This window comes from Williamsia sp. 1138 (assembly GCF_002095435.2).
Classification (GTDB): Bacteria; Actinomycetota; Actinomycetes; order Mycobacteriales; family Mycobacteriaceae; genus Williamsia.
On sequence record NZ_MJEJ02000046.1, the window covers coordinates 84,447 to 109,215 of the forward strand.

Annotated in this window: 24 protein-coding genes; 4 read left to right on the forward strand and 20 right to left on the reverse strand. The window is 64.8% G+C overall.

From position 1 onward, the window contains the following. Positions 1-68: 68 nt before the first annotated feature. Together rpsG and rpsL are read right to left on the reverse strand one after the other, a co-directional pair. On the reverse strand, positions 69-539 hold the full coding sequence (rpsG, locus tag BH683_RS16600) for a 30S ribosomal protein S7 (RefSeq protein ID WP_084837384.1): 471 nt from the start codon (positions 537-539) through the stop codon (positions 69-71). After that, on the reverse strand, positions 539-913 hold the full coding sequence (gene rpsL / locus BH683_RS16605) for a 30S ribosomal protein S12 (protein WP_023956148.1): 375 nt from the start codon (positions 911-913) through the stop codon (positions 539-541). The genes rpsG and rpsL overlap by 1 nt, the downstream gene beginning before the upstream one ends. A gap of 450 nt (positions 914-1,363) precedes the next feature. On the opposite strand from rpsL, the gene BH683_RS16610 reads away from it, so the two are divergent. From BH683_RS16610 to BH683_RS16625, 4 genes are all read left to right on the forward strand, one after another. Then, complete coding sequence (locus tag BH683_RS16610) at positions 1,364-2,794, forward strand: GDSL-type esterase/lipase family protein (RefSeq protein WP_084837385.1); 1,431 nt, start codon at positions 1,364-1,366, stop codon at positions 2,792-2,794. Between the two features lie 96 nt (positions 2,795-2,890). Beyond that, the gene (locus BH683_RS16615) at positions 2,891-4,537 is read left to right on the forward strand and encodes a helix-turn-helix domain-containing protein (RefSeq protein ID WP_084837386.1); all 1,647 of its coding nucleotides are present in this window, start codon (positions 2,891-2,893) and stop codon (positions 4,535-4,537) included. Between the two features lie 180 nt (positions 4,538-4,717). Continuing rightward, on the forward strand, positions 4,718-6,214 hold the full coding sequence (locus tag BH683_RS16620; protein WP_084837387.1) for an aldehyde dehydrogenase family protein: 1,497 nt from the start codon (positions 4,718-4,720) through the stop codon (positions 6,212-6,214). A gap of 26 nt (positions 6,215-6,240) precedes the next feature. Then, the gene (locus BH683_RS16625) at positions 6,241-7,353 is read left to right on the forward strand and encodes an NDMA-dependent alcohol dehydrogenase (RefSeq protein WP_084837388.1); all 1,113 of its coding nucleotides are present in this window, start codon (positions 6,241-6,243) and stop codon (positions 7,351-7,353) included. A 361-nt stretch (positions 7,354-7,714) separates the two neighbouring features. Here the strand turns inward: BH683_RS16625 and BH683_RS16630 are convergent, their stop codons facing one another. The 18 genes from BH683_RS16630 to BH683_RS16715 all read right to left on the reverse strand — a co-directional run bounded on the left by BH683_RS16630 (position 7,715) and on the right by BH683_RS16715 (position 24,768). After that, positions 7,715-8,476, reverse strand: coding sequence for a DUF559 domain-containing protein (locus BH683_RS16630; protein ID WP_168187061.1), 762 nt, complete (start codon positions 8,474-8,476; stop codon positions 7,715-7,717). 296 nt (positions 8,477-8,772) lie between these two features. Continuing rightward, entirely contained in the window at positions 8,773-9,567 is a 795-nt protein-coding gene (locus BH683_RS16635) for a crotonase/enoyl-CoA hydratase family protein (protein WP_210405231.1), read from the reverse strand. A gap of 34 nt (positions 9,568-9,601) precedes the next feature. Next, complete coding sequence (locus BH683_RS16640) at positions 9,602-10,138, reverse strand: ferritin (RefSeq protein ID WP_084837501.1); 537 nt, start codon at positions 10,136-10,138, stop codon at positions 9,602-9,604. Positions 10,139-10,159: 21 nt separating this feature from the next. Continuing rightward, on the reverse strand, positions 10,160-10,501 hold the full coding sequence (locus BH683_RS16645) for a metalloregulator ArsR/SmtB family transcription factor (RefSeq protein ID WP_094647536.1): 342 nt from the start codon (positions 10,499-10,501) through the stop codon (positions 10,160-10,162). Continuing rightward, entirely contained in the window at positions 10,488-10,946 is a 459-nt protein-coding gene (locus tag BH683_RS16650) for an ATPase (RefSeq protein ID WP_084837392.1), read from the reverse strand. Before BH683_RS16650 ends, BH683_RS16645 begins: the two co-directional genes overlap by 14 nt. A gap of 87 nt (positions 10,947-11,033) precedes the next feature. After that, on the reverse strand, positions 11,034-11,639 hold the full coding sequence (locus BH683_RS16655) for a TetR/AcrR family transcriptional regulator (RefSeq protein ID WP_084837393.1): 606 nt from the start codon (positions 11,637-11,639) through the stop codon (positions 11,034-11,036). Beyond that, entirely contained in the window at positions 11,624-12,379 is a 756-nt protein-coding gene (locus BH683_RS16660) for an enoyl-CoA hydratase family protein (RefSeq protein WP_084837394.1), read from the reverse strand. Before BH683_RS16660 ends, BH683_RS16655 begins: the two co-directional genes overlap by 16 nt. 1 nt (position 12,380) lies before the next feature. Further along, positions 12,381-13,538 (reverse strand): acyl-CoA dehydrogenase family protein, encoded by a 1,158-nt coding sequence (locus BH683_RS16665; RefSeq protein WP_084837395.1) that lies wholly within the window; start codon positions 13,536-13,538, stop codon positions 12,381-12,383. A 9-nt stretch (positions 13,539-13,547) separates the two neighbouring features. Next, the gene (locus BH683_RS16670) at positions 13,548-15,509 is read right to left on the reverse strand and encodes a biotin carboxylase N-terminal domain-containing protein (protein ID WP_246833428.1); all 1,962 of its coding nucleotides are present in this window, start codon (positions 15,507-15,509) and stop codon (positions 13,548-13,550) included. A gap of 8 nt (positions 15,510-15,517) precedes the next feature. Then, positions 15,518-17,053 carry an acyl-CoA carboxylase subunit beta gene (locus BH683_RS16675; protein WP_246833435.1) on the reverse strand — a complete coding sequence of 512 codons (1,536 nt, stop codon included), beginning with the start codon at positions 17,051-17,053 and terminating at the stop codon, positions 15,518-15,520. A 32-nt stretch (positions 17,054-17,085) separates the two neighbouring features. Next, positions 17,086-18,249 carry an acyl-CoA dehydrogenase family protein gene (locus BH683_RS16680; protein ID WP_210405232.1) on the reverse strand — a complete coding sequence of 388 codons (1,164 nt, stop codon included), beginning with the start codon at positions 18,247-18,249 and terminating at the stop codon, positions 17,086-17,088. Beyond that, a complete protein-coding gene (locus BH683_RS16685) occupies positions 18,250-19,959 on the reverse strand; it encodes an acyclic terpene utilization AtuA family protein (RefSeq protein ID WP_084837398.1) in 1,710 nt (569 codons plus the stop codon). After that, positions 19,956-20,729, reverse strand: coding sequence for a TIGR03084 family metal-binding protein (locus BH683_RS16690; protein WP_084837399.1), 774 nt, complete (start codon positions 20,727-20,729; stop codon positions 19,956-19,958). The genes BH683_RS16685 and BH683_RS16690 overlap by 4 nt, the downstream gene beginning before the upstream one ends. A 181-nt stretch (positions 20,730-20,910) precedes the next feature. Next, positions 20,911-21,825: a PaaI family thioesterase gene (locus BH683_RS16695; RefSeq protein WP_084837400.1), complete on the reverse strand. Its 915-nt coding sequence runs from the start codon at positions 21,823-21,825 to the stop codon at positions 20,911-20,913. A gap of 31 nt (positions 21,826-21,856) precedes the next feature. After that, positions 21,857-22,729: an SDR family NAD(P)-dependent oxidoreductase gene (locus tag BH683_RS16700; protein ID WP_084837401.1), complete on the reverse strand. Its 873-nt coding sequence runs from the start codon at positions 22,727-22,729 to the stop codon at positions 21,857-21,859. 6 nt (positions 22,730-22,735) lie between these two features. Then, positions 22,736-24,001: a hypothetical protein gene (locus tag BH683_RS16705; RefSeq protein ID WP_084837402.1), complete on the reverse strand. Its 1,266-nt coding sequence runs from the start codon at positions 23,999-24,001 to the stop codon at positions 22,736-22,738. A gap of 8 nt (positions 24,002-24,009) precedes the next feature. After that, positions 24,010-24,561, reverse strand: a complete 552-nt coding sequence (locus tag BH683_RS16710) for a hypothetical protein (protein WP_084837403.1) — start codon at positions 24,559-24,561, stop codon at positions 24,010-24,012. A 15-nt stretch (positions 24,562-24,576) separates the two neighbouring features. Further along, entirely contained in the window at positions 24,577-24,768 is a 192-nt protein-coding gene (locus tag BH683_RS16715) for a ferredoxin (RefSeq protein ID WP_084837404.1), read from the reverse strand. Position 24,769 lies beyond the last annotated feature (1 nt).

A 24,769-nucleotide genomic window follows, 5' to 3' on the forward strand; every position in this document is an offset into this window, starting at 1 on the left:
TTTTCTGACTGAAGACTGTCTTGATTGCGAGCGCGACTACTGCGCCCACCGAAGCAAGCTTCGGAAGGTCACCAGCGGTAGTGCGCGAATGCCCGGTTGGCCTCGGCCATCTTGTGGGTGTCCTCGCGACGCTTGACTGCTGCGCCCAGACCATTGCTGGCGTCGAGGAGCTCATTGGCGAGACGCTCGACCATGGTCTTCTCACGACGCTGCCGCGAGAAGGTGACGAGCCAGCGCAGTGCCAACGTGTTGGCGCGGCCCGGCTTGACCTCGATGGGCACCTGGTAGGTGGCACCACCGACGCGGCGGCTCTTGACCTCGAGTGCGGGGCGGACGTTGTCCAGCGCGCGCTTGAGGGTGACGACCGGGTCGGTGCCGGTCTTCTCGCGAGCCTGCTCGAGCGCCTTGTAGACGATGCGCTCGGCGGTCGACTTCTTGCCGTCCAGCAGGATCTTGTTCACCAGCTGGGTGACCAGCGGGCTGCCGTAGACGGGGTCGTTGATCAGTGGGCGCTTCGGCGCGGGTCCTTTACGTGGCATCAGCCCTTCTCCTTCTTCGCGCCGTACTTGCTGCGGCCTTGCTTGCGGGCCTTGACACCCTGGGTGTCGAGCGAGCCGCGGATGACCTTGTAACGCACACCCGGGAGGTCCTTCACACGACCACCGCGAACGAGCACCATCGAGTGCTCCTGCAGGTTGTGGCCTTCACCGGGGATGTAAGCGGTCACCTCGACCGAGCTGGTGAGACGAACACGGGCCACCTTCCGGAGCGCGGAGTTCGGCTTCTTCGGAGTGGTGGTGTAGACGCGAGTGCAGACGCCGCGTCGCTGCGGGCTGCCCTTCAGCGCTGCCGTCTTCTGCTTGGCAGGCTTGTCGTGACGGCCCTTGCGGACCAGCTGGTTGATAGTTGGCACTGAGAGTTCTTCCTTTGTTTGGCGTTCTTCGTACTCTGCTGCGGTTTCTGCTCCGGGCAAGTTCCCGATCAGATCGGAACCTCCGCAGTACGCCCCACCAAGACGAAAGCCCTGGTCAGGTGTGGCCTCCCCTACCCCACAGTCGGGCGTGTCGAAATTGCCCAGCGCGGTAGTTGAAGGCACGCAGATGGGACCCGGCCGAATCTGGAGGAAAACGGAGGCCGAGCACCAGCGGTCAACTGTACCGACCAGCCTTGCCCAGGTCAAAATTGCTCGATACCACAGGGCGCCGCGCGAATCTCGCAGTTCGGCGAGGGTGTCGGCGCGATCTGGGCGATTGCCAGCGATGACCCCGGCAGGTGTCGGGTACCGAATCTGTAACCGTTGCGCGCCCGGTTCCATTCCCACGGAACAGCACCGGATCGCGCGGCGACCTTTGATAATTAGCTCATGTCACTACACAAATCGGACCAGCGACCGGCGAGATCTTTGTTGCATGGCGCGAGACGCTTCTCGGGTTCGGCCATCGTGGCCCTCACCCTGGGCGCCACCTTGACCGTCCTACCGGTCAGCCCAGCCGCTGCGGCACCCGGTCCGACCGGCTGTCCGGCGGCAGGCGCCTGGGTCGGCGCCTGGAGCGCTCCGGCCTCCGACAACACACAGAACCCGCCGGTCGATCCGAGCTACGACCTGATCGGACCGGTCGACAACTCCACCGTGCGGTCGATGATCGTTCCCACCCGGGCTGGACAGGTGCTCCGCGTGCACCTGTCAAACGCATTCGGGCAGACCCCGCTCGTCGTCGGCGCGGCCAGCGTGGCAAAGCGGACGCAAGCCGCCAACGTCGACGTACCCGTACCCCTGACATTCGGCGGCAGCCCGTCGGTGACGGTACCCGTGGGCGGCGAGGTCGTGAGCGATCCCGCCCCCATGCCGTTCCAGGCATTCGAAGCCCTGGCGGTGTCCACCTTCTTGCCCGACACCGTGACGTCTCCTACCCGCCACTGGGTCGCGCGGCAGACCTCGTACCAAACCGCCGCCGGCAGCGGGAATCAGGCCTTCGACACCAGCGGGGAGATGTTCACAGCCGACAAGTCGGGCCAGAGCATGACGTCGAGGTTGTTCGTGACCGGAATGGACGTGCTGGCACCAGACACCGGGGCGATCGTCGCGCTCGGCGACTCACTCACCGACGGCTATCAGCCGGGTCTCGACCCCACGAAGCCCGGCGGCGAATCCGCGCAAGGGCTCGACGAGAACGTGCGGTGGCCCGACTACCTGGCCCGCCGGGTCAACGATCGAGGCCTGCCCATGACTGTCGTCAATGCCGGCATCAGTGGCAACCGCGTCAGCTTCGACCCCTCGGTCGGCGGCCAACGTCCCGCGGACGGACCTTCGGCACTCAATCGCCTCGGCAGGGACGTGCTGTCGGTTCCGAACGTCCGCACGGTGGTGTTCTTCGAAGGCATCAATGACCTCGGACAGGCGCCCGGGGTGAACTTGGAGCAGATCACGCAGAACTACACGAGCATCATCACCACGCTGCATCAGCGCGGCATCCGGGTGCTGCAGGGCACGATCACGCCGGCGGGCGGCAACACCGGACCCGGCAACTACGGCACCGACGCGACGAACGATCTGCGTAACCAGATCAACGCCTGGATCCGGACCGACAGCCCGGCCGACGGGGTCGTCGACTTCGACAAGGCCGTCGCAGACCCGGCGTCACCGAAGCAGATCCTGCCCGCCTACGACAGCGGCGACCACCTGCACTTCAACGCCGCCGGCTACCAGAAACTCGCGGATACCGTTGCGCTGGATCAACTGGCGAACACATGCTCGTCAGGCTCGTCCGGTTCGTCCTGGGGTTCGGCGGCGTAAGGCGGCCGGACCTCGACGGGGAAGGCCCGGATCCCTGAGAGGGCGGGTCACGAAACGACCCCAACCGGCCATCGAGCGGGCGTAGCGTCAGGGCTGATGAACACCAGCCCTGAATCTCCGCTGGACCGTCCCGTCATCGCTCAATCATGGCGACGGTCGCAGATGAGCGGACTGCATCCGGAGGATTCGCCGGATGTACGGCCGGTGTCGATCTCCGCCCGCGACCATCCGCTGCTCCGGGCCGCGAGCCCGGTGCTCGATGAGGTCGCGCACCAGCTCGCCGACTCCGACACCGCGATCCTTCTGGTGGATTCCGATGCGCGTCTGATCTCCCGAACCTTCGGAGGCGTCCGCGTGGAGCGCGTGATGGAATCTGTCGGCGCGGTCAGCGGGGTCGGGTTCGCCGAGGACGCGATGGGCACCACCGCGCTGGGCACGCCGCTCGAGATCCGGGGTGGCATCACGATCAACGCGTCCGAGCACTTTCTCGATCAGTTCAAGGCGATCAGCTGCTACGGCCGGCCGATCCTGCATCCGGTGTCGCGGCGACTCGAGGGCATCATCTGCATGAGCAACCTCGAGCAGACCGTCAATCCGTTGTTCGCACCTTTCGTCGACCGGATCGCCGGCGACATCGAGCAGAGGCTGCTCGACAACTCACGCGCCCGCCAGCTCGCTGTCGTCGAGGCCTTCCAGAGGGTGGCCCCGAGACGCGATGTGGCGGTGGTGGCGATCGGCGACGATCTGCTGCTCACCAACGCGCTGGCCGCCGACATCCTGGCCTCCGCCGACTTCGGGACGCTCCGGGCCGTCGCTGCCGACCTCGACGCACGCCAACGCGCCACGAAGATGACCCTGTCCTCGGGCAATGCGGTGGACCTGATCGCCAACCAGGTTCCCGGCAGCGCCGGCGGAGCCCTGTTCCGCATCCAACCCACCGACCTGAGCCGGGTCGCGGTGCCCCGCAAGGCGCGGGCACCTCGGTTGACCCCGGAGCCCCCGGTCGCGCGCACCGGATGGAGGCAGGCGGCGATCACCGGAGAGCCGGGTACGGGCCGTACCAGTGCGGCGATGGAGCTACTCGGCGACCAGGAGGTTCGGTCGGTCGACGCGGCAACTCTGCTCGGCGGGCATGTCATGAGCCGCCTCGAACCGCTCATCGCGGATCTGGACAGCACGCCGCTGCTCATCGAGAACGTCCACCTGCTCGACGCAGTCAATCTGAACTCGCTCCGCGGGGCGATCCTGGCCGGCAAGGGTCGACTGGTACTCACCGCTCCCCCACTGGCCGAATCACCAGGGCCGGTGGCGGCACTGATCTCACTGTGCCCGAACAGGATCGATCTTGCCCCACTGCGCAGACGAACGACCGAGTTGCCCGCGCTGGCAAGTCAGATTCTCGCGCGGGTCGCGCCGCGCGTCACCCTCGGCGCCGCGGCGGGCGAGGCACTGCTGGCCTCCGATTGGCCCGGCAACCTGAGCGAGCTGACGATGGCATTGCAGACGGCTGCCGATCGGTGCGGCGATCGTGGTGAACGGGTCATCGCTGTCTCCGATCTTCCCGCGCAGTATCAGACGTCGACCAAGGCACATCGGCTCTCCGGTCGCGATCGCGCAGAGCGAGCGGCCATCGTCGAGGCGATGGCCGCGGCATCAGGCAACAAGGTGCATGCCGCCAAGACCCTCGGCATCAGCCGCAGCACGCTGTACACCCGACTTCGCGCCCTAGGCATCGACCACTGACCTCCCGCCCCCGATCTTGGTGGGTTCGGGCGATCATTTCCGCAGGTGGCGGTCGCCAAAGGCCACCACTTCCGGGTGTCCGGGACGGTGTACAAATTCCGGACAGTTACGCATCACACTTCGTTGGCACTATGACGCCAGTCATATAAATGACTGTGCATGCTCAACGAGGAGATGTGAATGACCGCCATTGCCGAACCCCAATTGACCTCCCGGGTCAGGGACTTCGTTTCGACCGACCGCAAGATGCTGATCGGTGGCGAGTGGGTCGACGCCGCGTCCGGCAAGACCTTCACCACCTATGACCCGGCCACCACGGCACCGATCACCGACGTCGCGCACGGCGACGCCTCCGATGTCGACCGCGCTGTCCGCGCCGCTCGCAAGGCCTTCGACGACGGCCACTGGGCCCGGATGAAGCCCAACGAGCGTGAGCGACTGCTGTGGCGCGTCGGCGATCTCCTGTCCGAACGCGCCGAGGAGTTCGGCCAACTCGAAGCCCTCGACAACGGCAAGTCCGCCGGTATCGCGGCCGCGGTCGACACCCAGTGGTCGGCCGACATCTTCCGTTACAACGCCGGACTGGCGACCAAGATCTTCGGTTCCACCGTCAACGTGTCGATGCCGTTCGTCCCCGGCGGTGAGTTCCACGCCTACACCTTGCGCGATCCCGTGGGTGTCTGCGGACTCATCGTGCCGTGGAACTTTCCGCTGCTGATGGCCTCGTTCAAGCTCGCCCCTGCGCTGGCCGCAGGCAACACCGTCATCCTCAAACCGGCCGAGCAGACCCCGCTCACCGCGCTGCTCCTCGGCGAGGTCTTCGAAGAAGCAGGCTTCCCGCCCGGCGTGGTCAACATCGTCACGGGATTCGGTGACGCCGGCGCAGCCCTCTCCGCACATCCCGACGTCGACAAGATCGCGTTCACCGGCTCGACCGAGGTAGGCAAGAAGATCGTCGCGGCGGCGCAGGGCAACCTGAAGAAGGTCTCCCTCGAGCTCGGCGGCAAGAGCCCCAACATCGTGTTCGCCGACGCCGACTTCGAGCAGGCAGTCGCCGGATCCGTGGCGGCGTGGATGTTCAACCACGGCCAATGCTGCGTCGCCGGGACCCGGTTGTTCGTCGAGAGGCCCATTTTCGACGACTTCACCGCAGCGGTGGCCGAAGCCGCCTCCAAGGCGAAGATCGGACCCGGTCTCGACCCCACCACCGAACTCGGACCGCTGATCTCCCAGGAGCAGTTCGACAAGGTGAGCGGCTACCTCGCCCAGGGCCTCGCCGACGGCGCCCGCGCGCTGACCGGTGGAAAGCGCTGGGGCACCGAGGGTTACTTCATCGAGCCGACCGTGTTCGTCGACGTCGAGCCGAGCTTCTCGATCGTCGAGGAAGAGATCTTCGGGCCGGTAGTGGCGGCCATGCCGTTCGACGGTGACGACGTCGTGTCGGCCGCCAACAACTCGATCTACGGTCTGGCAGCAGGCATCTGGACCAAGGACCTCTCCAAGGCCCACAAAATCGCCCGCCGGATCAAGGCCGGTTCGGTCTGGGTCAACCAGTACAACGGCTTCGACACCGCGATGCCGTTCGGCGGTTACAAGCAGTCCGGTTGGGGACGCGAGCTCGGTAGCTCGGCGATTGATCTCTACACCGAAACCAAGTCCGTCAACATCGCGCTCTGACCACAGATCTCACGAGAGGGAACACAATGAAAACCAAAGCAGCAGTACTCCTCGAAGCCGGAAAACCCTTCGAGCTCATGGAACTCGAACTCGACGGCCCCGGCGCCGGCGAGGTCCTCATCAAGTACACCGCAGCTGGTCTGTGTCACTCCGACCTGCATCTCACCGACGGCGACCTCCCGCCCCGCTACCCCATCGTCGGTGGTCACGAGGGCTCGGGCATCATCGAAGAGGTCGGCCCCGGTGTCACCAAGGTCAAGCCCGGCGATCACGTGGTGTGCAGCTTCATCCCCAACTGCGGCACCTGCCGCTACTGCTCGACCGGCCGACAGAACCTGTGCGACATGGGCGCGACAATTCTCGAGGGCTCCATGCCTGACGGCTCCTTCCGATTCCACGGCGGTGGCAAGGATTTCGGTGCCATGTGCATGCTAGGCACCTTCGCCGAGCGAGCGACGATCTCGCAGCACTCGGTCGTGAAGGTCGATGACTGGCTCCCGCTGGAGACCGCCGTGCTCGTGGGCTGCGGCGTACCGTCCGGCTGGGGAACCGCCGTCAACGCAGGCAACCTGCGCAACGGTGACACCGCGGTCATCTACGGCATCGGCGGCCTGGGTATCAATGCCGTCCAGGGTGCTGTCGGCGCGGGCTGCAAGTACGTCGTCGTCGTCGACCCGGTCGCGCTCAAGCGCGAGACCGCCCTCAAGTTCGGTGCGACACACGCCTTCGCAGACGCAGCAAGTGCTGCCGAGAAGGTCAACGAACTGACCTGGGGCCAGGGTGCAGACGCTGCCCTGATCCTGGTCGGAACGGTCGACCAGGAAGTGGTCTCGGCCGCCACCGCCGTCATCGGCAAGGGCGGCACGGTCGTGATCACGGGCCTGGCCGATCCGACCAAGCTGACGGTTCAGGTGTCCGGTACAGATCTGACCCTGAACCAGAAAACCATCAAGGGCAGTCTGTTCGGCTCGATGAACCCGCAGTACGACATCGTCAAACTGCTCCGGATGTACGACGCCGGGCAGTTGAAGCTGGATGAGCTGATCACGAAGACCTACAGTCTCGAGGAAGTCAACGAGGGATACCAGGATCTTCGCGACGGCAAGAACATTCGGGGTGTGATCCACCACGCGGTCTAGTTCCGCGACACCCGGATAAGGCAAGGCCCGTACCGTCTCCCCTCGCGGTACGGGCCTTTGCTGTGCTGAATTTGCTCGCCCGCTCGCTGGGTCTGTGTTGAATTTGCTCGCCCGCTCGCTGGGTCGTCGCGGCCCAAACCGCGTCGTCTTCCTTCCTCCTCGCATCGCTTCGCTCGCTCCTCGTCTGTCCAGACAACGCGGGGCCGCGAGACCGTGGTGGTTCCGTCGACCGTGCCCTACCAGACACCGACCGTGCCCTACCAGACGCCGACCGTGCCCTTTCGGACTCCGACCGTGCCCTACCAGACGCCGACCGTGCCCTTCCGAACTCCGATCGTGCCCTGAGCGGCGACGACCGCGCTCATTCTCGATACCCTCTGTCCCACAGATGCTTTCGAATCTCGCTCACTACTTCCTGCGGATCGTTGCGAAGTTGCTCGGCACGAACACGAACGGTTACCCACCCCAGGCTTGCGGTCTTCGCGTCGCGAGCCTTGTCGCGAAGACGTTGCTGCTCGGTAGAGTGGAACTCTTCACCGTCATACTCGACTCCGATGCGATATTTTCGATACCCGAGGTCGAAGCGAGCGAACTCGTGGCCGCTCTGGTCGTACAGAGAAATCTGCGCTTCCGGCTTGGGCAGCTCGCCTCGAACGATCAGCAGTCGCAACCAACTCTCCGGTGGAGACTCAGAACTCGTATCGATGTGTGGAATCAGTCCACGAATCTGGCAGACGCCGCGCGTCGCCGGATGTGCGCGGATGTACGCCCACAGGTCAGATGTGTTGAGGCCGGTTACCTTCAGCAGGTCATCGAGATGGCCCAGGGCCCTCCATTCAGGAGGCCTTCGACCTAAATCGTAAGCGGTCCGCACCACTGACAAGACAGGGATACCTTCGACAGTCGTCACATCACCCGGATCCAGATCTGCACGCACCACCTTGATTCCGCCACGATTTCGCCCCTGCCCGGTGGCCGGCCGACAAACCTCAACCTCGAACTCGTCGTCAAACCAAGCGATGCCATGCAAGATGGCGGCTGACAGACCGCCGATGACAGCGCCGGGGCCAGCCCGCTTCAGTGCACTACGCATCTGCCAGGCCGGGTCGACCTCCGCGTCCAACGGGACGTGGACACCGCGGTACAGCCGACGCGACGCAGCCCGTGATCGGGCCGCTCCCCAGAGTGTTGGGCCATCCGATTCCATGCAATAAACGACGTTGAATGAGCCTGACCGGTTCCATTCGCTGCAAAAGCAGCAGCCCACTCAACTACCCAACGGCACGGTCGACGTCCGGAAGAGCACGGTCGACGTCGGAAAGAGCACGATCGGAGCCTGGAAGAGCACGGTCGACGTCCGAAAGAGCACGATCGGAGCCTGGAAGAGCACGATCGGCGTCCGAAAGAGCACGATCGGCGTCAGGACTTACGCCGCGCCAACTCTTCCGTGCGTTTGCGGACGACCTCGGTTTGCTCCGGGGATCCGATCAGCTCTCGGATGGCCACCTGTTCGGCGTCGAACCCTTCGGCCAGTGTCACGTGACCGGCGAGATCGAGCAGATGCTTGGCGTGCACCAACGCATTGCGCGAGTTCCCCGCGATCTCGGTGGCCAGCGCCGTCGCGGCAGCCAGTGGATCGTCATCCGTGCGAGTCACCAAACCCAGTGCGGCAGCCTCGGTTCCGCTGATCCGACGGCCCGTGAAGACCAGCTCCTTGGCGACATCTCGGCCTACGAGTTCGGGAAGCAACTGGGTGCCCGTCATGTCAGGGATCAGACCCCACACGATCTCCATCACCGACAGCTTCATATCGGGTGCCGCGATTCTGATGTCCGCACCGAGGGCCACCTGCAGGCCCCCACCGAACGCGACGCCGTGCAGCGCGGCGATCACAGGGACCGGCACCAACGACCAGATATGCGCCGCCTGCTGGCCGAGCGCCTTTGCCGCACCGAGGCGCTCGGTCTCCACGACGAGGTCGTCGACACCACCTGCCATCTTTGCGAACTGACCCATGTCGAGGCCGGCACAGAATGCACGACCCTCGCCCGCGATGACGACGGCGGACACGTCGGTCCGGTCGATCAGGCCAGAGCCCACCGACACGAGCGCCTCGAACAGCGCCGGGTCGAGGGCATTCATCTTGTCGGGACGGTTCAGGCGTACCTGCGCCACGCCATCTTCGACATCGCACGTCACTCGATCGGTGTTCACACGGGCCTTCCTATCAGACTCGGACGTCGCGTGGTCAGAGATTGCCGCCCGCAGCGGTAGGCGCCGTCGTATCGACTGTGGTCACGGGTGCCATTTCCCTCGACACGAAGTCCTCGAGATCGAACAGGGTCCCGCCGTTGCGGGTCGCGACCGTTCGCAGCGTGTTCATCGCCGCGACCTCCTCGACCTGCTCTTTGAGGAACCATTGCATGAACTGCTCACCGAGGTAATCGCCTTCGTCACGAGCACTTTTCGCAAGCGCCACGATCTGATCGGTGACCTTTTTCTCGTGCCCCAGTGCGAGCGTGAGCGGTGCGATGTAGTCGTCGAAACCACTGACCGGTTCGTCGATCGCCGGAATCGGCGCCACCACATCGCGATCCAGGAAGTGCTGGACGATCATCATCGCGTGGTTCCGCTCTTCGACGGCCTGGGCGTAGAAGTGCCTGGCCAGCTGGGGCAGCTTCTGGCTGTCGTAGTAGATCGCGATCGCGATGTACTGCTGCGACGCGTACAGCTCGTTGCCGATCTGTTCGCGTAACAGCTGACCGAACTCGCTCTGTGAAGACATCATGCGAGTGTAAGCGTGCCCTTACCGGCCTGTCGAAGGAGCTGCGCTCTCTGCCTGTGCCTTGATGGAGTTCAGACGCCGGTCCCACCCGCCGGCAATGGTCTCGAGCTCGCGCCCGATCATGCTCAGGGTCGCTCCCACCGCGGTGAACCGAACTTCTCGCCCCGCTTTCTCCGCGGTGACCAAACCCGTCTCCTGCAGCACGGCAAGGTGTTTCGCGATGGCCTGCCGTGACACCGGGAACTCCGCCGCCAACGCTGACGCCGACGCGGGTGCGTTACCCAGCCGAACAAGCAAACTCCAGCGCGTGTCGTCGGCAAGGGCCGCGAAGACCACGGAGAGTGCTACGTCAGCTCCGGACATCGACCCGGGCATCTTCGAGGTGGGATTTCGCAACCCCGAGTTCGATCGTCCAGCCCTCGGTGTTGTCGTCGAACTTCTTGCGGCGTTCCGCTGCGTCGCCGGGAAGTGATGCGAATCCGCTCTCCACCACCTTGAGAACGACGGAGTTCGAGCCCGTTTCGTCGATCCAGAACTCGACCAGCGTGGACGGCCCGTCCGCCTGCTCCGGATCGGCGATCCAGCGGAACGCGGCGTACCTCGGCGGATCGAGCGTCACCGTCCGGAAAGCGAACGCCCCATGCACCGGGTCGTGGACGATGTCGACATCGCCGGACCGCTCGATTCGATGTTCGGTGATGGTCTTGTCGTTGATGTACCAGCCCGGCTCACTGATCAGCGACCAGACCCGATCCGCCGCGGCGGCGATGTCGATCTGCTTTTCGATGCGGTCAAAAGTGTCGGTCATGGGGCCCTCCAGCCAGATGATGAATGCTCTGCAACCAAATGGTTGCACATCGATTGGCAGATGTGCAACCCAAAGGTTGCACGATCGTCAACCGAGTGCTGATTGCAGCTGCGCGGCCCAGGCCGCGACCACCTGTTTGCGACGCGCCGAGTCATCGGAAAGGGTGTCGGCAAGTCCGAGACCACGAGCGAAGTCCAGGGTGGCCTGCACCAGGCGATGGACTTTCGGGTCGGAGTCGTCGACACCGAGCATCCGCACCGTCATCTGATGTGCTGCCGCACCGAACCGGCCTTCCAAGGGCAGAATCAGCCGTCGGAGCGCTTCGTCGGATGCGGCCGCCGACCACACCTGGAGCGCCGCTTTGAATTCCGGACCGGTGTAGAAGGCCACAGCGCGTGCCACCGCGACCTCGATGCGGTCTGCCCCTGGCGGCAGCCGATCCGTCTCATCCGTCGCCATGCTCGTGAGCCGTTCGAAGATGTTCTCCAGCGACGCGGTGATCAGATCCTCCCGCGTCGGGAAGTGATGTTGCGCCGCACCCCGTGAGACCCCGGCCCGCCCGGCTACCACTCCCACGCTGCACGCCGCCCACCCATCGACCGCGAGCACGTCGATCGTCGCGTCGAGCAGTCGCTGACGGGTGGCCCGGCTGCGATCTTGCTGGGGCACACGGGTGGTCACGACACCGCCCATGGCGGTGGCTGCCGGGTGAGGAATGCCGTCATGCCCTGCCTTGCCTCGTCAGAGGCGAACAGGACCGCCGACTCCGACGCGAGCCGCTCGGCGTCCCGATCGAAGTCGCGGAGCATCTGCGCGGTGGTCAGCGCCTTACTGGCGGCCAACCCCTGCGGCGAACCCTTACGCAGATTCGAACACCAGTCGGCGACGGCCTCATCGAGTTCCGTCGTGTCCGACGCCGCGGTGGTGATGAGCCCGATGTCCTGGGCAACGGCGGCGTCGAACTTCTCCCCCGTCAGGAAGTATCGCGACGCCGCACGCGAGCGCAGGCGCGGGAGGACGGTCAGCGAGATCATCGAGGGCGCCACCCCGATTCGCGCCTCGGTCAGCGCGAACGTACTCGAGGCGCCGGCGGCAACCAGGTCGCAGGCCCCTAGGAAACCGAAGCCACCCGCCCGCACATGGCCGTCCACGCGACCGATCACCGGCTTCGGCAACTCCAGGATCGTCCGCATCAGGTCGATCATCACCTCCGGTCGAGACTTTCCGGCCTCGCTCAGATCGGCTCCAGCGCAGAAGGTTCCACCGGTGTGCGTCAGCACCACCGCGCGCACCGACGCATCCTGGCGAACGGTGCCGAGTTGACCTGTCAGCTGCTCGACGAGTGCCGCCGAGATCGCGTTGCGATTGGCGGGCGAATCGAGCGTGATGGTCGCGATGCCTGCGTCGACATCGAGCCGGACGAGTTCGGGCATGTCAGTACGACTTCGGCAGACCGAGGCTGTTCTGCGCCACGAAGTTCAAGACCATCTCCCGGCTGACCGGTGCGACCCGCGCGATGCGGCACAGGTTGAGCAGCGGCGCCAACCCGTACTCGGTGGACAGCCCGTTGCCGCCGAGCGAGTGCACTGCCTGGTCGACGATCTTCACACAGGCCTCTGCCGCGGCATATTTCGCCATGTTCGCGGGCTCGGCGGCGCCCCAGTCGTCGCCGGCGTCGTACAGGGTCGCAGCTTTCTGCATCATCAGTTTGGCCAGTTCCATCTCGATCTTGCCGACGGCCAACGGATGTGCAATTGCCTGGTGCGCTCCGATGGGGGTCTTCCACACGGTCCGGTTGTTGACGTACTCGACCGCTCGACCGAGCGCATATCGGCCCATGCCGACGGCGGACGCCGCCGCCATGATCCGCTCGGGGTTGAGACCGGCGAAGAGCTGGCTCAGCGCCGCATCCTCGGATCCGACCAGCGCGTCACCGGGTAGCCGGACATCGTCGAGAAACAGCAGGAATTGCTTCTCCGGATTGAGCAGTTCCATCTCGATCTTCTGGAACTCGAAATTCGGGGCGTCGGTGGGGACGATGAACAGTGCGGGCTTGAGCCGCCCGGTCTTGGCATCCTCTGTGCGTGCCACGATCAGGACAGCCTGGGCCTGATCGACGCCTGACACGTAGATCTTGCGGCCGGTCAACAGCCAGTCATCACCGTCGCGCCGGGCGGTGGTGGTGATGTTGTGGGAGTTCGACCCCGCGTCGGGCTCGGTGATGCCGAAGGCCATGGTGATCGTGCCGTCGGCCAGACCGGGCAACCAATTCTGCTTCTGCTCGTCTGTACCGAAACGCGCGATGACGTTGCCGCAGATGGCAGGTGAGACGACCATCATCAGCAGTCCGCTGCCGATGGCCGCCAACTCCTCCATGACGATGGCCAGCTCGTACATCCCGGCCCCACCACCGCCGTACTCCTCCGGCAGGTTGACGCCGATGAAGCCCAGTTTGCCTGCCTCCGACCACAGTTCGTCGGTCTTGCGACCGGCACGCGCACACTCCTGGAAGTACTCCTGACCGAATCGGCCACCGAGTGCGGCAACCGACTTCCGCAGGGCCTGCTGTTCTTCTGTTTCCACAAAGCTCATGGTCTGTCCTCAATCCTGTTCGGTGATCACGGCGAGGATCTCTCCGACCGCAACCTGTTGTCCTGCCGCCACCGGCAACGCCCCGACGATGCCGTCGGACGAGGCAGCGATCGTGTGTTCCATCTTCATCGCCTCGAGCCACATCAGCGGTTCGCCGCGTTTGATCGTCTGCCCTTCGACAACGGCGATCCTGATCACCGACCCCGGCATGGGCGCCAAGAGCGAGCCAGGGGCGCTGACGTCCGATGGATCGACGAATCTCGGCAGCCGTTGCAGCGCAACCGATCCACCGGAGAAGTCGATCCACAGGCTGGAGCCATTACGGTCGACCCGATAGGTGCGGTCGACACCGCCCACGGTGAGGACCACCTCCTGCGCGGTGATCTCGCCGACGGTGATATCCGGATCATCGGGGAGTTCGACGCCGTTCCGGGTGAGCCGATACCGCACCGTGGTGTCGACGGCGCCGCGGCTGTACCCCTTGGTCTGTGGCCCCGACGAGATGTTGCGCCACCCCGACGGCAGGGTTGCGCCGATCGTCGCGCGAGCACGATTCGCCACTGCGTCGGCCAACGCGGCGGCGATCGTCGCCCGTCGGACCTGCTTCTCATCGGCCAGCGGGGCGGCGAGCACATCGAGCCCGATCTCCTCGATGAACTTCGTGGTGGTGTCGCCACTGCGGAACTGGCCGTGCCGCAGCATGTTGACCAGCATGTCGCGATTGGTAACGGGACCGTGCAGGCGTGCCGACGCGAGCGCGCCGGCGAGCAGGTTGATCGCGGTGTCACGGTCGGGCGCCCAGCTGATCACCTTGGCCAGCATCGGATCGTAGAACGTGGAGATCTCGCTACCGTCGACGATCCCGGAGTCCAAGCGCACGCCCGCCTCGGTCAGCCTGCCGAAAGCGGTATCCGCATCGATGCCGACGTGGTGGATCCGGCCGGACTGCGGCTGCCAGTCCGCAGCCGGGTCTTCAGCGTAGAGCCGCACCTCGATCGAATGTCCCTGTGACACCGCGGGTGTTGCCGGCAGCCTGTCGCCGCGAGCGATCTGCAGTTGCCAGGCAACGAGGTCGAGCCTGCTCGTCTCCTCGGTCACCGGGTGCTCGACCTGCAACCGGGTGTTCATCTCCAGGAAGTAGAAGCGGCCGTCGTCGTCGGCCAGGAACTCGACGGTCCCCGCACCCGTGTAATCGATCGCCGAGGCGGCCGCCCGAGCGGCGTCGAACAGCTTGTCGCGCAGACCCTGACCGAGCCGTTCGACCAGCGGCGACGGAGCCTCCTCGATGACCTTCTGATGCCTGCGCTGAATGGAACATTCGCGTTCACCGACCGCCCACACCGCACCCGCGTGGTCTCCGAGGACCTGCACCTCGATGTGGTGTCCACGCTCGATGTACGGCTCACAGAACACCGTGTCGTCGCCGAAGGCCGAGGCGGCCTCCCGTCGTGCCCCTGCCAGCTGTTCATCCAACTCCGACAGGTTCCGCACGATGCGCATGCCACGGCCACCGCCGCCCGACGACGCCTTGATCAGTACCGGCAGCTGCTCTTCGGTGATGCCTGCCGGATCGAGGTTGCCCAGGACGGGCACCCCCGCCCGCTCCATGATCGCCTTCGCGTTGACCTTCGACCCCATCGACTCGATCGCCTCCGGTGACGGGCCGATCCACGTCAGGCCCGCATTGAGCACCGACCTGGCAAAGTTGGCGTTCTCCGAGAGGAATCCATACCCCGGGTGGATGGCATCCGCCCCGGCGGCCACTGCCGCGCCGATGAGCAGATCGATGTCGAGATAGGTCTGCGCCGAGGTATCCCCCGGCAGACGCACCGCGACATCGGCGGCCCGCACGTGTGGTGCACGGGCGTCTGGATCGGAGTAGACGGCGACCGTGCCGATTCCCAGGCGACGGCAGGTCGCGAAGACGCGCAACGCGATCTCGCCGCGGTTGGCTACCAATACTGTGTGCATGTTCCCCATCACATCCGGAAGACGCCGAAGTTGGACGTGCCCTGAACCGGACCGTTGTCTATCGCCGAAAGGCACAGACCCAGAACAGTTCTGCTGTCCCGGGGGTCGATGATCCCGTCGTCGTACATCATGCCCGACAGGAATGCGGGCATGGACTCCTTCTCGATCTGCGCTTCGATCATCGCGCGCATCCCGGCGTCCGCTTCCTCGTCGACGGTGCCGCCGCGCGCCTCGGTTGCCGCCCGGGACACCAGCGAGATCACCCCGGCCAGCTGAGCGGCCCCCATCACCGCCGACTTTGCACTCGGCCAACTGAACAGGAATCGCGGATTGTAGGCACGCCCGCACATTCCGTAGTGGCCGGCACCGTAACTGGCACCGATGAGCATCGAGATGTGCGGGACGGTCGAGTTCGAGACCGCGTTGATCATCATGGAGCCGTGCTTGATGATGCCGCCGCGTTCGTATTCCTGGCCGACCATGTAACCGGTTGTGTTGTGCAAGAACAACAGTGGCGTGTCCGACCTGTTTGCCAGCTGGATGAATTGGGTTGCCTTCTGCGCCTCCGCACTGAACAGCACCCCTTGCGCATTCGCGAGGATACCGATCGGATATCCGTGGATACGGGCCCATCCCGTGCACAGCGACGATCCGTACTCGGGTTTGAACTCGTCGAACAGGCTGTCGTCGACAAGCCGGGCGATCACTTCCCGAGGATCGAACGGGATCCGCAGATCCCCCGGCACGATCCCCAACAGGTCACTGGCCGGGTAGCGCGGCTCGATGGCGTCGGCAACCGGCCCCGGTCCTTGCTTACGCCAGTTGAGCCGGGCCACGATCCGGCGGCCGATTCGGATGGAGTCCTGTTCGTCGGTCGCATAGTAGTCGGCCAGTCCCGATGTCCTCGCGTGCATCTGGGCGCCTCCGAGCGACTCGTCGTCGCTGATCTCACCGGTCGCCATCTTCACCAAGGGCGGGCCGCCGAGAAAGACCTTCGACTGCCCCTCGATCATGACGGTGTGATCTGACATGCCGGGCAGATACGCACCGCCCGCGGTCGAGTTGCCGAAGACCAGAGACAGCGTGGGTATCCCGGCGGCACTGAGCCGGGTGAGGTCGCGGAACATCGCCCCGCCGGGTATGAAGACCTCTTTCTGCGTCGGCAGATCAGCGCCGCCGGATTCGACCAGGTTGATCAGCGGCAACCTGTTCTCGAGCGCGATCTGATTGGCACGCAGGCCTTTGCGCAGGGTCCAGGGATTCGAGGTGCCGCCACGCACAGTGGGGTCGTTGGCGACGAGCACACACTCGACCCCTTCGATCACCCCGATACCTGTGACGATCGAGGCGCCGACCGGGAAGTCGGATCCGTAGGCGGCGATGGGTGAGAGTTCGAGGAACGCACTGTCCTCGTCGACGAGGAGTTCGATGCGCTCGCGAGGAAGCAGCTTTCCGCGTTCTCGATGTTTGGCGATCTTCTTCTCACCACCACCCGCAAGGGCTTGGGCGAACAGTTCTTCCAGTTCGGCGATCTTTCCGAGCATCGACGCTTCTGCGTCGGTCCTCTCCGGTGCGCTCAAGGGTGATACCCCAATCGTTTGCCGGCGAGGCCGGTGAGTATCTCGGTCGTACCGCCGCCGATCCCGATGATCCGCATGTCACGGTACTGCCGTTCGACCTCGGTGCCCGTCATGTACCCGGCACCACCGAAGAGCTGAACAGCCTTGTTCGCCACCCATTCTCCCGCCTCGACGGAGGTGTTCTTGGCAAAGCACACTTCCGCGATGAGGTCGGTCTCGCCGGCCATCGCGGCGTTGACCACTGCGTGGGTGTACGTACGGGCGACGTCGATTTTTCGAGCCATCTCGGTCACCGCCTCCTGCACAGACTGACGCGCGATGAGGGGCTTGCCAAACGTCTGTCGATCACGGACCCAGGCGAGCGTGAGGTCGAGACAACGCTGTGCGCTGGCGTATGCCTGAACGGACAGCCCGACGCGCTCGGTGACGAAGGCCTGCGCAATCTGGAAGAAGCCGGAGTTCTCGGCGCCGACGAGGTTGGACACGGGAACCCGCACATCGACGTAGGACAGTTCTGCGGTATCGGATGCGCGCCAACCCATCTTGTCGAGTTTGCGGGTGACGGTGAATCCCGGGGTGCCCTTCTCGACCACGAGCAGGGACACTCCCCCTGCGCCCGGTCCACCCGTGCGCACTGCGGTCACGACGAAATCCGCACGCACACCGGAGGTGATGTACGTCTTTGCGCCGTTGACGATGTAATCGTCGCCGTCGCGGACCGCCGCCGTGGTCAGGTGTCCGACGTCGCTCCCGCCGCCGGGTTCGGTGATCGCCAGGCTGCCGATCTTCTCACCCGCCAGGGTGGGGAGCACCCAACGGTCGATCTGTGCGCTGTCCTTCGCGGCGATCAGATGCGGCAGCGCGATTCCGCAGGTCAGCAGGGAGGAGAACACCCCGCCCGCGACTCCGACGTAGTGGAGTTCTTCTCCGAGGATCGTCGCGTCGATGAGGTCCCCACCGGAGCCACCGACGTCTTCGCCGAAACCCAGACCGAGCAGACCGGCGTCTGCGGCCTGCTTGTGCAGATCGAGCGGCAGTTCTCCCTCGCGCTCCCAGTCGTCTTGGTAGGGCAGGATGTGCCGCTGGGCGAATGCCCGCACCGTACTGCGTAACTGAGCTCGTTCCGGGGTGTTCCACTCCGGCGCTTCAAGGATTTTCACTCATTCTCCAAACTCGACGGGTATGGCGACGTGTCGCGATCGCAGCCACTCACCCAGCCCTTTTGCCTGTGGATCGAATCGGACATTGTCGGCGACGCCGCGACCGAGGATGCCCTCGACGACGAAGTTGATGGCGGACAGATTCGGTAGCAGATGCCGCCGGACCTCGAGCGCGGCTGCTTCCGGGATCAAGGTCTTGAAGTGTTCGACCGTCAGAATCGTTGTCAGCCAGTCGAAATGATCAGGATTGCGCACCCACACCCCGACGTTGGCGTTTCCACCTTTGTCCCCGCTGCGGGCGCCTGCGATCTCACCCAGCGGCGCTCGGCGCGTGGGTCCCCAGGCCGATCCTGACGTCTGTGACCCGCCGACTGCACCGTCGGATCCGGGCGCATCGCCGCGCGCGCAGGGGCTCGGCTCCACGAGTTTCTGTGACCCGTCCGCGAGGTGAACCCGGTGCGACACCGACCTGGCCGGAACGTATCCGGCTTCGAACACCGCGAAGGGGACGCCGGAACCGGGCGGCGCGGTCATGGTGAATCCGGGATAACTTGCAAGCGCCAATTCGACGGCCGCAGAGGAGAACTGCCTGCCGACGACCTTCTGGTCGGGGTCCTTCGCGACACAATGGAGCAGCGCGCTCGCCTGCTGTTGGGTGGCTGCGTCGGGCTGGTCGAGCCGCGTGAGGGTCCATGCGATGTCGGCAGGGCGGGGGTCGAGCGCGGATTCGAACTGATCACGGACCAGCGCGGCCTTCGCATCGATGTCCAAACCGGTGAGGACCATGGTGATCTCGTTGCGGAATCCCGCGAGGTGGTTGAGCGATACCTTCAGGGTGTCCGGCGGTGCCTCGCCACGGACTCCGGAGACCTGCACGCGGTCGGGGCCTGCATCGGTCAGGAGCACCGAATCCATGCGGGTCGTGACGTCGGGGCCCAGGTATCGGGGACCGGCGATCTCGTACAGCAATTGGGCCGTCACGGTCTCCACCGTCACCGCGCCCCCGGTGTCCTCGTGTTTGGTGATGATCGAACTGCCGTCGACGGCGATCTCCGCGATCGGGAACCCCGGGTGCCGCAGATCTGCGATTTCGGTGAAGAACGAGTAATTGCCGCCTGTCGCCTGGGTGCCACATTCGATGATGTGCCCTGCGGCAACAGCTCCGGCGAGTTGGTCGAGATCCTGAGGGCTCCAACCGAAATGCGCAACCGCGGGACCGACAGTCAGAGAGGCGTCGGTGACGCGCCCGGTCACGACGATGTCGGCGCCCGATTGCAGCGCGGCGGCGATCCCGAACCCGCCGAGGTAGGCGTTGGCGGTCAACGGCGACCCCAGTCCGAGTTCGGCGGCGTCGGCGATGAGGTCGTCGCCATCGATGTAGGCGATGTTCGCCGACAGGCCCAGCTTGTCCGCGAGTTCGGTGAGCGCCTGCGCCAGGCCGGCAGGATTGACCCCGCCGGCGTTGCTGACGATTTTGACGCCCTGATCGAGTGCGGTGCCGAGGCTGTTTTCCATCTGTCTCAGAAACGTCTTCGCATAACCCAGCTTCGGGTCTTTGAGACGATCTCGGCCGAGAATCAGCATGGTCAGTTCCGCGAGATAGTCCCCGGTCAGATAGTCGAGGTCACCACCGGTGAGCATTTCCTCGACGGCCAGGAACCGATCGCCATAGAAGCCGGAGGCGTTCCCGACCCGGATCGTCGCGGTCATCGGCCCTCTCCGGGAGGTCCCGCGAAGCACTGCGCGATCGTCGCCCAGTGTGCGGCGTCGGAGCCGGTTGTCTCGATGTCGAGCTCATCTCTGTTACGCCGCTGGGTGACCAGTAGGCAGAAGTGCAGGGCCGACCCGGTGACGCGCTGTTGCGCATCGCCGGGACCCCAACTCCAGGTGGATCCATCCGGGGCCTTCAGCTCGACCCGGAAATCGTCGGCGGGCGGAACCTGTCCGTTCACCTGGTACGCGAAGTCGCGGGTCCGAACACCAAGATGGGCAATCGATTTGAGGCGGTCGGTCGGTTCGGGTTCGACCCCGAGCGCATCTGCGATGTCGAGCCCGTGTGCCCACACCTCCATCAGACGAGCTGTCGCCATCGACGCCGCCGACATGGGCGGGCCGAACCACGGGAGCTTCACGCCGTCCGGGGTTGCGATCAACGCGTCGGCCAGCGCACGTCGACGGTCCCTCCACTGCTGGAGCAGCAGACCTGTCGGTTTCGCAGCCTCTTCGCGGGCGCCGTCGTCCACGAAGCCGGTCGGATTCTGCCAGGCGACCTTCAAGATGTCGTCGAACGCGGCCGTATCCGTCGCCGCGATCCGCGCCTGTTCATCGGTCCAGGACAGGTGCGCGATCTGATCTCTGACCGTCCAACCCACAGCCGGAGTCGGTGTATCCCAGCCCTCTTCGGGGAGATCAGCGACGAGACGGTCGACGACGTCGATCTCGGCAGACAGGTCTGCCACCAATGTGCGAACAATGCTCACGCCGCCAGCATCACACGGCCGACTCCCAAAAGCAAGCACTGGTGCTTGTTTATGGAAGTGAGCCACATCCCGGCTCGAGTTTCGGCACGATCGACGGAACCCCAACGGTCTCGCGGCCCCGCACGTTCTGGACTGAGGAGGAGCGAGCGCAGCGATGCGAGGAGGAAGGAAGACGACGCGATCAGGGCCGCGACGACCCAGCGAGCGAGCGAGCAAATTCAACACCGTCGGCTGCAGCTTGGGTGAGAAGTTTCCCGTCTGAGTCGGTCATCGTGGCGATGACCGAACTGATCCGTCGGCCGGTTTTCACCTGTTCGACGGTGATCGTCAGGTCTCCGGCGTCGAGGGCCGGGGACCGGAGGAAGCCGACGGTGATGTCGCTGATCCGGTAGCGGGCGCCGGCCGTCGCCGATAGTTCGACACCGAGGGAACACACCTCGGCCATGAGCGCGATGACGACCCCGCCGTGCATCGTTCCCATCTGATTGGCCATCGCCATGCTCGGTGTCGCGGTCACGACGACATCCGACTCCCCCACCGCGGTGACTGCCATCCCGAAGACGTTCTGGATCGGCCCCGGGGCAATGGTTCCGTCGGCCAGGCCGCAAAGGATCTCGCGTCCGGTCAGGGCTGGATCCAACGTGACGGGCGAGCTCGCGCCGTGCATCTCGGATTCTGTAGCCACCGCGTCGCGTCGGGGTATCTCCCCGATCGCCCTGCTGACGACAACGGCGCGTCCGGTGGCCGAACACACCACGGCTCCGGTGGTCTCGTCGACGAGCTCGGCATAGGTCGTCCCGTGCCCTTCGACGGACCCGACCACCCGACCTCGCCCGGTCACCAAGGCGCCGAGGGTCACCGGGACCGGGACGGCAAGCGACAGCCGCGATTGCACGGTTGCAGTGCCGGGTGGTTGCGAGTGATAGAAGCTCGATCCGCCCACCATCTCTGCGAGAGTCGCAATCGCAGAAAGCCCTACCTCGCCGCGGTGGTCTACAAGCCCCGCGCCGACATGCTGTCGCAGCACGGTGCCATACGGCTCACCGGGAGATGCGGAGATCGCGAGGGCGGCCAGAGGATCAGGTGCTGCAGTCATGTCTGAACACCTACCACGTGGCCGACCCGGGTTAGTCGGTGACCAGCTTCTGCAGCTCCGCGAGAGTGTAGGGCGGTTCGTCGTCGTGGCCCCGGTACGCCACGAACGAGGGTTCGAAGGCGGGGTATCGACCGATGAATCCACCGGCAGCACTGTAGATCTGGCCGGTGATTCCCGACGCGAGGTCACTCGCGAGGTAGACATAGAGCGGCGCGACGTACTCGGGAGGCGCCGGATCGAGCGCAGCGTCTCGCGTACCGGCATCGAGGAGCCCACGCTCGAACAGTTCGTTGATGTGCGCCTCGTACTCGGGTCCCGTGGACAAGCGTGTCTTGCCGCCCGGGCACACGACGTTCACCCGTACGCCGTGTGGTGCAAGGTCCGCGGCGAGCGCAACCGACAGGCTGTTCACCCCGCCTTTTCCTGCCGGGTAACCGGTGCCGCCGAAATTGCCTGCCGATGCGGCTGAACCGGTGGTGACGATCGCACCCGATCCCTGCCGGACCAGAATCGGGGCCGCGGCCTTCGTCAGTTCGAAGGTGCTCACGAGATGGGCATCGAGCTGGGCGAAGAACTCGTAGGTGCTCATCGTCAGGATCGACGAACCGGCGGGCTCAGCGACCCCTGCGCAATTGATGACGATGTCGATGCCACCGAACTCGCTCACCGACGCCTCGACCAACTGATGTGCCACCTCCTCGTCGGCGACGTTCCCCACCACCGGTATGGACCGGCCGCCACCGCTCACCAACTCGTGCGCGGCGGCCTTGGTCGTCGAATCGTCACGTCCGTTGACGATCACCGACGCACCCTCGGCGGCAAGCGCTTTCGCCACGGCGAGTCCGATGCCTCTACTCGACCCCGCAACGACCGCACGTTTGCCGAGCAGATGTTGTGTGCTCACGGCCGCTCAGGTACCTGCCGTCACCGGAGTGATCGACAGCGGGATACCGCGGCCACGGTCCTCGAACTCGAACGTTGCGCCGCCGCTGAAGCGCGCGATCGCAACCTCCCCGAGTTCCTTCTCGAGCGGGGTGCCATGAGATATCTCGATCACCAGGTCGTCGCCGTCCGCGTATCCGGACACTGCGGACCAACTCAGTTCGACTGCGGTGGCCATCGCCAACACCGGCTCGAGGTGGTCGGGATCGAGGTGCGCCAACCATCCGTCATCCGCAACGGCGTCGGATGATCGGGGCAATCGCACCCTGACGATGGCCTCGTCTCCCGATCCTGCCGTCTCGACCTGGACACCGGTGTACTGGACAGGCCCCAGAATGGGGTGAAGTCGCAGCACGGTTGCCAGGTCCTCGGCTCCGCGGTCGAGACCGAGACTCTGCCGCAGGCGATCTGCAGTCAGTCCGCTGATCCCTGTGAGTTGCTTCCGGAAGATCTCGATGGCCCCGTCCTCATCGGTCTTCCCGCGTACTGACATCAGAAAACCGAGAGCCAGCAACTGGTGCTGCAGCGCCACCTCTTCCGCGATCCGCACGAGTGCGGAATGTGACCAATCCTCGAACTTCAGGTCCTCCCAGACCGGACCGAGGTAGTCATCGTGGCCGTCGCCCCCGGGCTCGATCGTCGACAATTCGGCTTGGGCGGCCCGGGTGCCCGACATGATGATCGACTCCGGAGGCAGCGGAAGCTCATCCCGGTCGGGTTCGATCGTCACCGTCCATGCGCAGTGCGGGTGCTGCCCCTCGGGCCTGCGCGGCGGCCGATGGATAGGCCGGATCCGGGCACGCCGATTCGTGGCGATGGCGGTGGCGTCGAACGTCGGATCTTCGATGTCGTGGCACATCGAGGTGACGTAATCGTCACCCATCGGCTCGACATCCATCAGTGCGCCACAGTGATTGAGAACGAACTCACCGTGGTACTCGTCGTAGATGGTGTAGCGGAAGTCCATGAATTGCGGCGGAGCGCCGATGTCGAGCTGGAGACACTTGAACATGTCTGCCACTCCGTCACCGTCGATCTGCAACGCGGCGCGCATCCGCTTGGTGTAGACGGGGCTGGCCGCCATCCATTCTTCGATGGCGATCTGGGCCATGGTCTCGCGTCCGAATGCTGCGATGCAGTGGGCCATTCCGGACCGGTCGATCAACTGGCCCGACAACAGGAGTTCGGGGACCAGCTTCGCCAGGGTCGTGCGGTCGAGGGCTGCGTACGACATGGGTCAGATCACCACATCGGAACCGGCGTTTTGCCGAGGGGGTACCAACCCGGCAGCAACTCTTCGGCATTGAGCACGCGATCGATGCGCCCCTGCATTCCCTTGCTCATCACGCCGTCGGTCATCATCTCCATGAACAGGGCGGTGACGTTGCCGTAGTCGAAGAAGTCTCGCTGCCAGCCCCATTTGAAATCGCCTGCGTACTTGAACCAGCTGCCCTGGATGCCCTCGAGTCCGTAGTGGCTCCCGTCCGGCCGCGTGGCCTCGAAGATCTGCTTCCACAACCCCAGCATGTCGCCGGTCTTCTCGTCGATCACCCAGGACTGGTACGGGTAGGTCCAGCCGTCGAGGCCGTCCATCTCGTATCCGATCGCGTAGTCCCGGATCTGTTCGCGTCCGATCGCCATGAAGTCGTGCTTGGCGCCGTAATTCCAGCCGTAGGTGGCGTCTTCGGTGTAGAAGTCGGCCAGCGGCCGCCAATCGCCGGTCTTCTCGCAGTCGATGTTTCCCTGCAACCAGCGCTCGACCATCTCGTCGAGTTCGGAACGATCAAAAGACATGACAGTAACCAACTTTCATTCTTCAACGATTCTGAGGGCTTGCGTCGGACAGTAGCGCACTGCGCGTTCCACGTCCGCCAAATGACTGCTATCTGGTTGTGAATCAAGGAGATTCACAGAGTCACGTTCTGCTTCGAACAGGTCGGGGGCTTCCATCTCGCACATTCCGTGCCCCTGACACAGATCCAGATCCACTTCGATTCTCATC

Bases quoted from the DNA above. Each gene is read 5' to 3' on its own strand.
- rpsG (WP_084837384.1), bottom strand. From the start codon at position 539: ATGCCACGTAAAGGACCCGCGCCGAAGCGCCCACTGATCAACGACCCC.
- BH683_RS16610 (WP_084837385.1), top strand. From the start codon at position 1,364: ATGTCACTACACAAATCGGACCAGCGACCGGCGAGATCTTTGTTGCAT.
- BH683_RS16615 (WP_084837386.1), top strand. From the start codon at position 2,891: ATGAACACCAGCCCTGAATCTCCGCTGGACCGTCCCGTCATCGCTCAA.
- BH683_RS16620 (WP_084837387.1), top strand. From the start codon at position 4,718: ATGACCGCCATTGCCGAACCCCAATTGACCTCCCGGGTCAGGGACTTC.
- BH683_RS16625 (WP_084837388.1), top strand. From the start codon at position 6,241: ATGAAAACCAAAGCAGCAGTACTCCTCGAAGCCGGAAAACCCTTCGAG.
- BH683_RS16640 (WP_084837501.1), bottom strand. From the start codon at position 10,138: ATGTCTTCACAGAGCGAGTTCGGTCAGCTGTTACGCGAACAGATCGGC.
- BH683_RS16645 (WP_094647536.1), bottom strand. From the start codon at position 10,501: ATGTCCGGAGCTGACGTAGCACTCTCCGTGGTCTTCGCGGCCCTTGCC.
- BH683_RS16650 (WP_084837392.1), bottom strand. From the start codon at position 10,946: ATGACCGACACTTTTGACCGCATCGAAAAGCAGATCGACATCGCCGCC.
- BH683_RS16655 (WP_084837393.1), bottom strand. From the start codon at position 11,639: ATGGGCGGTGTCGTGACCACCCGTGTGCCCCAGCAAGATCGCAGCCGG.
- BH683_RS16660 (WP_084837394.1), bottom strand. From the start codon at position 12,379: ATGCCCGAACTCGTCCGGCTCGATGTCGACGCAGGCATCGCGACCATC.
- BH683_RS16665 (WP_084837395.1), bottom strand. From the start codon at position 13,538: ATGAGCTTTGTGGAAACAGAAGAACAGCAGGCCCTGCGGAAGTCGGTT.
- BH683_RS16670 (WP_246833428.1), bottom strand. From the start codon at position 15,509: ATGCACACAGTATTGGTAGCCAACCGCGGCGAGATCGCGTTGCGCGTC.
- BH683_RS16675 (WP_246833435.1), bottom strand. From the start codon at position 17,053: ATGCTCGGAAAGATCGCCGAACTGGAAGAACTGTTCGCCCAAGCCCTT.
- BH683_RS16685 (WP_084837398.1), bottom strand. From the start codon at position 19,959: ATGACCGCGACGATCCGGGTCGGGAACGCCTCCGGCTTCTATGGCGAT.
- BH683_RS16695 (WP_084837400.1), bottom strand. From the start codon at position 21,825: ATGACTGCAGCACCTGATCCTCTGGCCGCCCTCGCGATCTCCGCATCT.
- BH683_RS16705 (WP_084837402.1), bottom strand. From the start codon at position 24,001: ATGTCGTACGCAGCCCTCGACCGCACGACCCTGGCGAAGCTGGTCCCC.
- BH683_RS16710 (WP_084837403.1), bottom strand. From the start codon at position 24,561: ATGTCTTTTGATCGTTCCGAACTCGACGAGATGGTCGAGCGCTGGTTG.
- BH683_RS16715 (WP_084837404.1), bottom strand. From the start codon at position 24,768: ATGAGAATCGAAGTGGATCTGGATCTGTGTCAGGGGCACGGAATGTGC.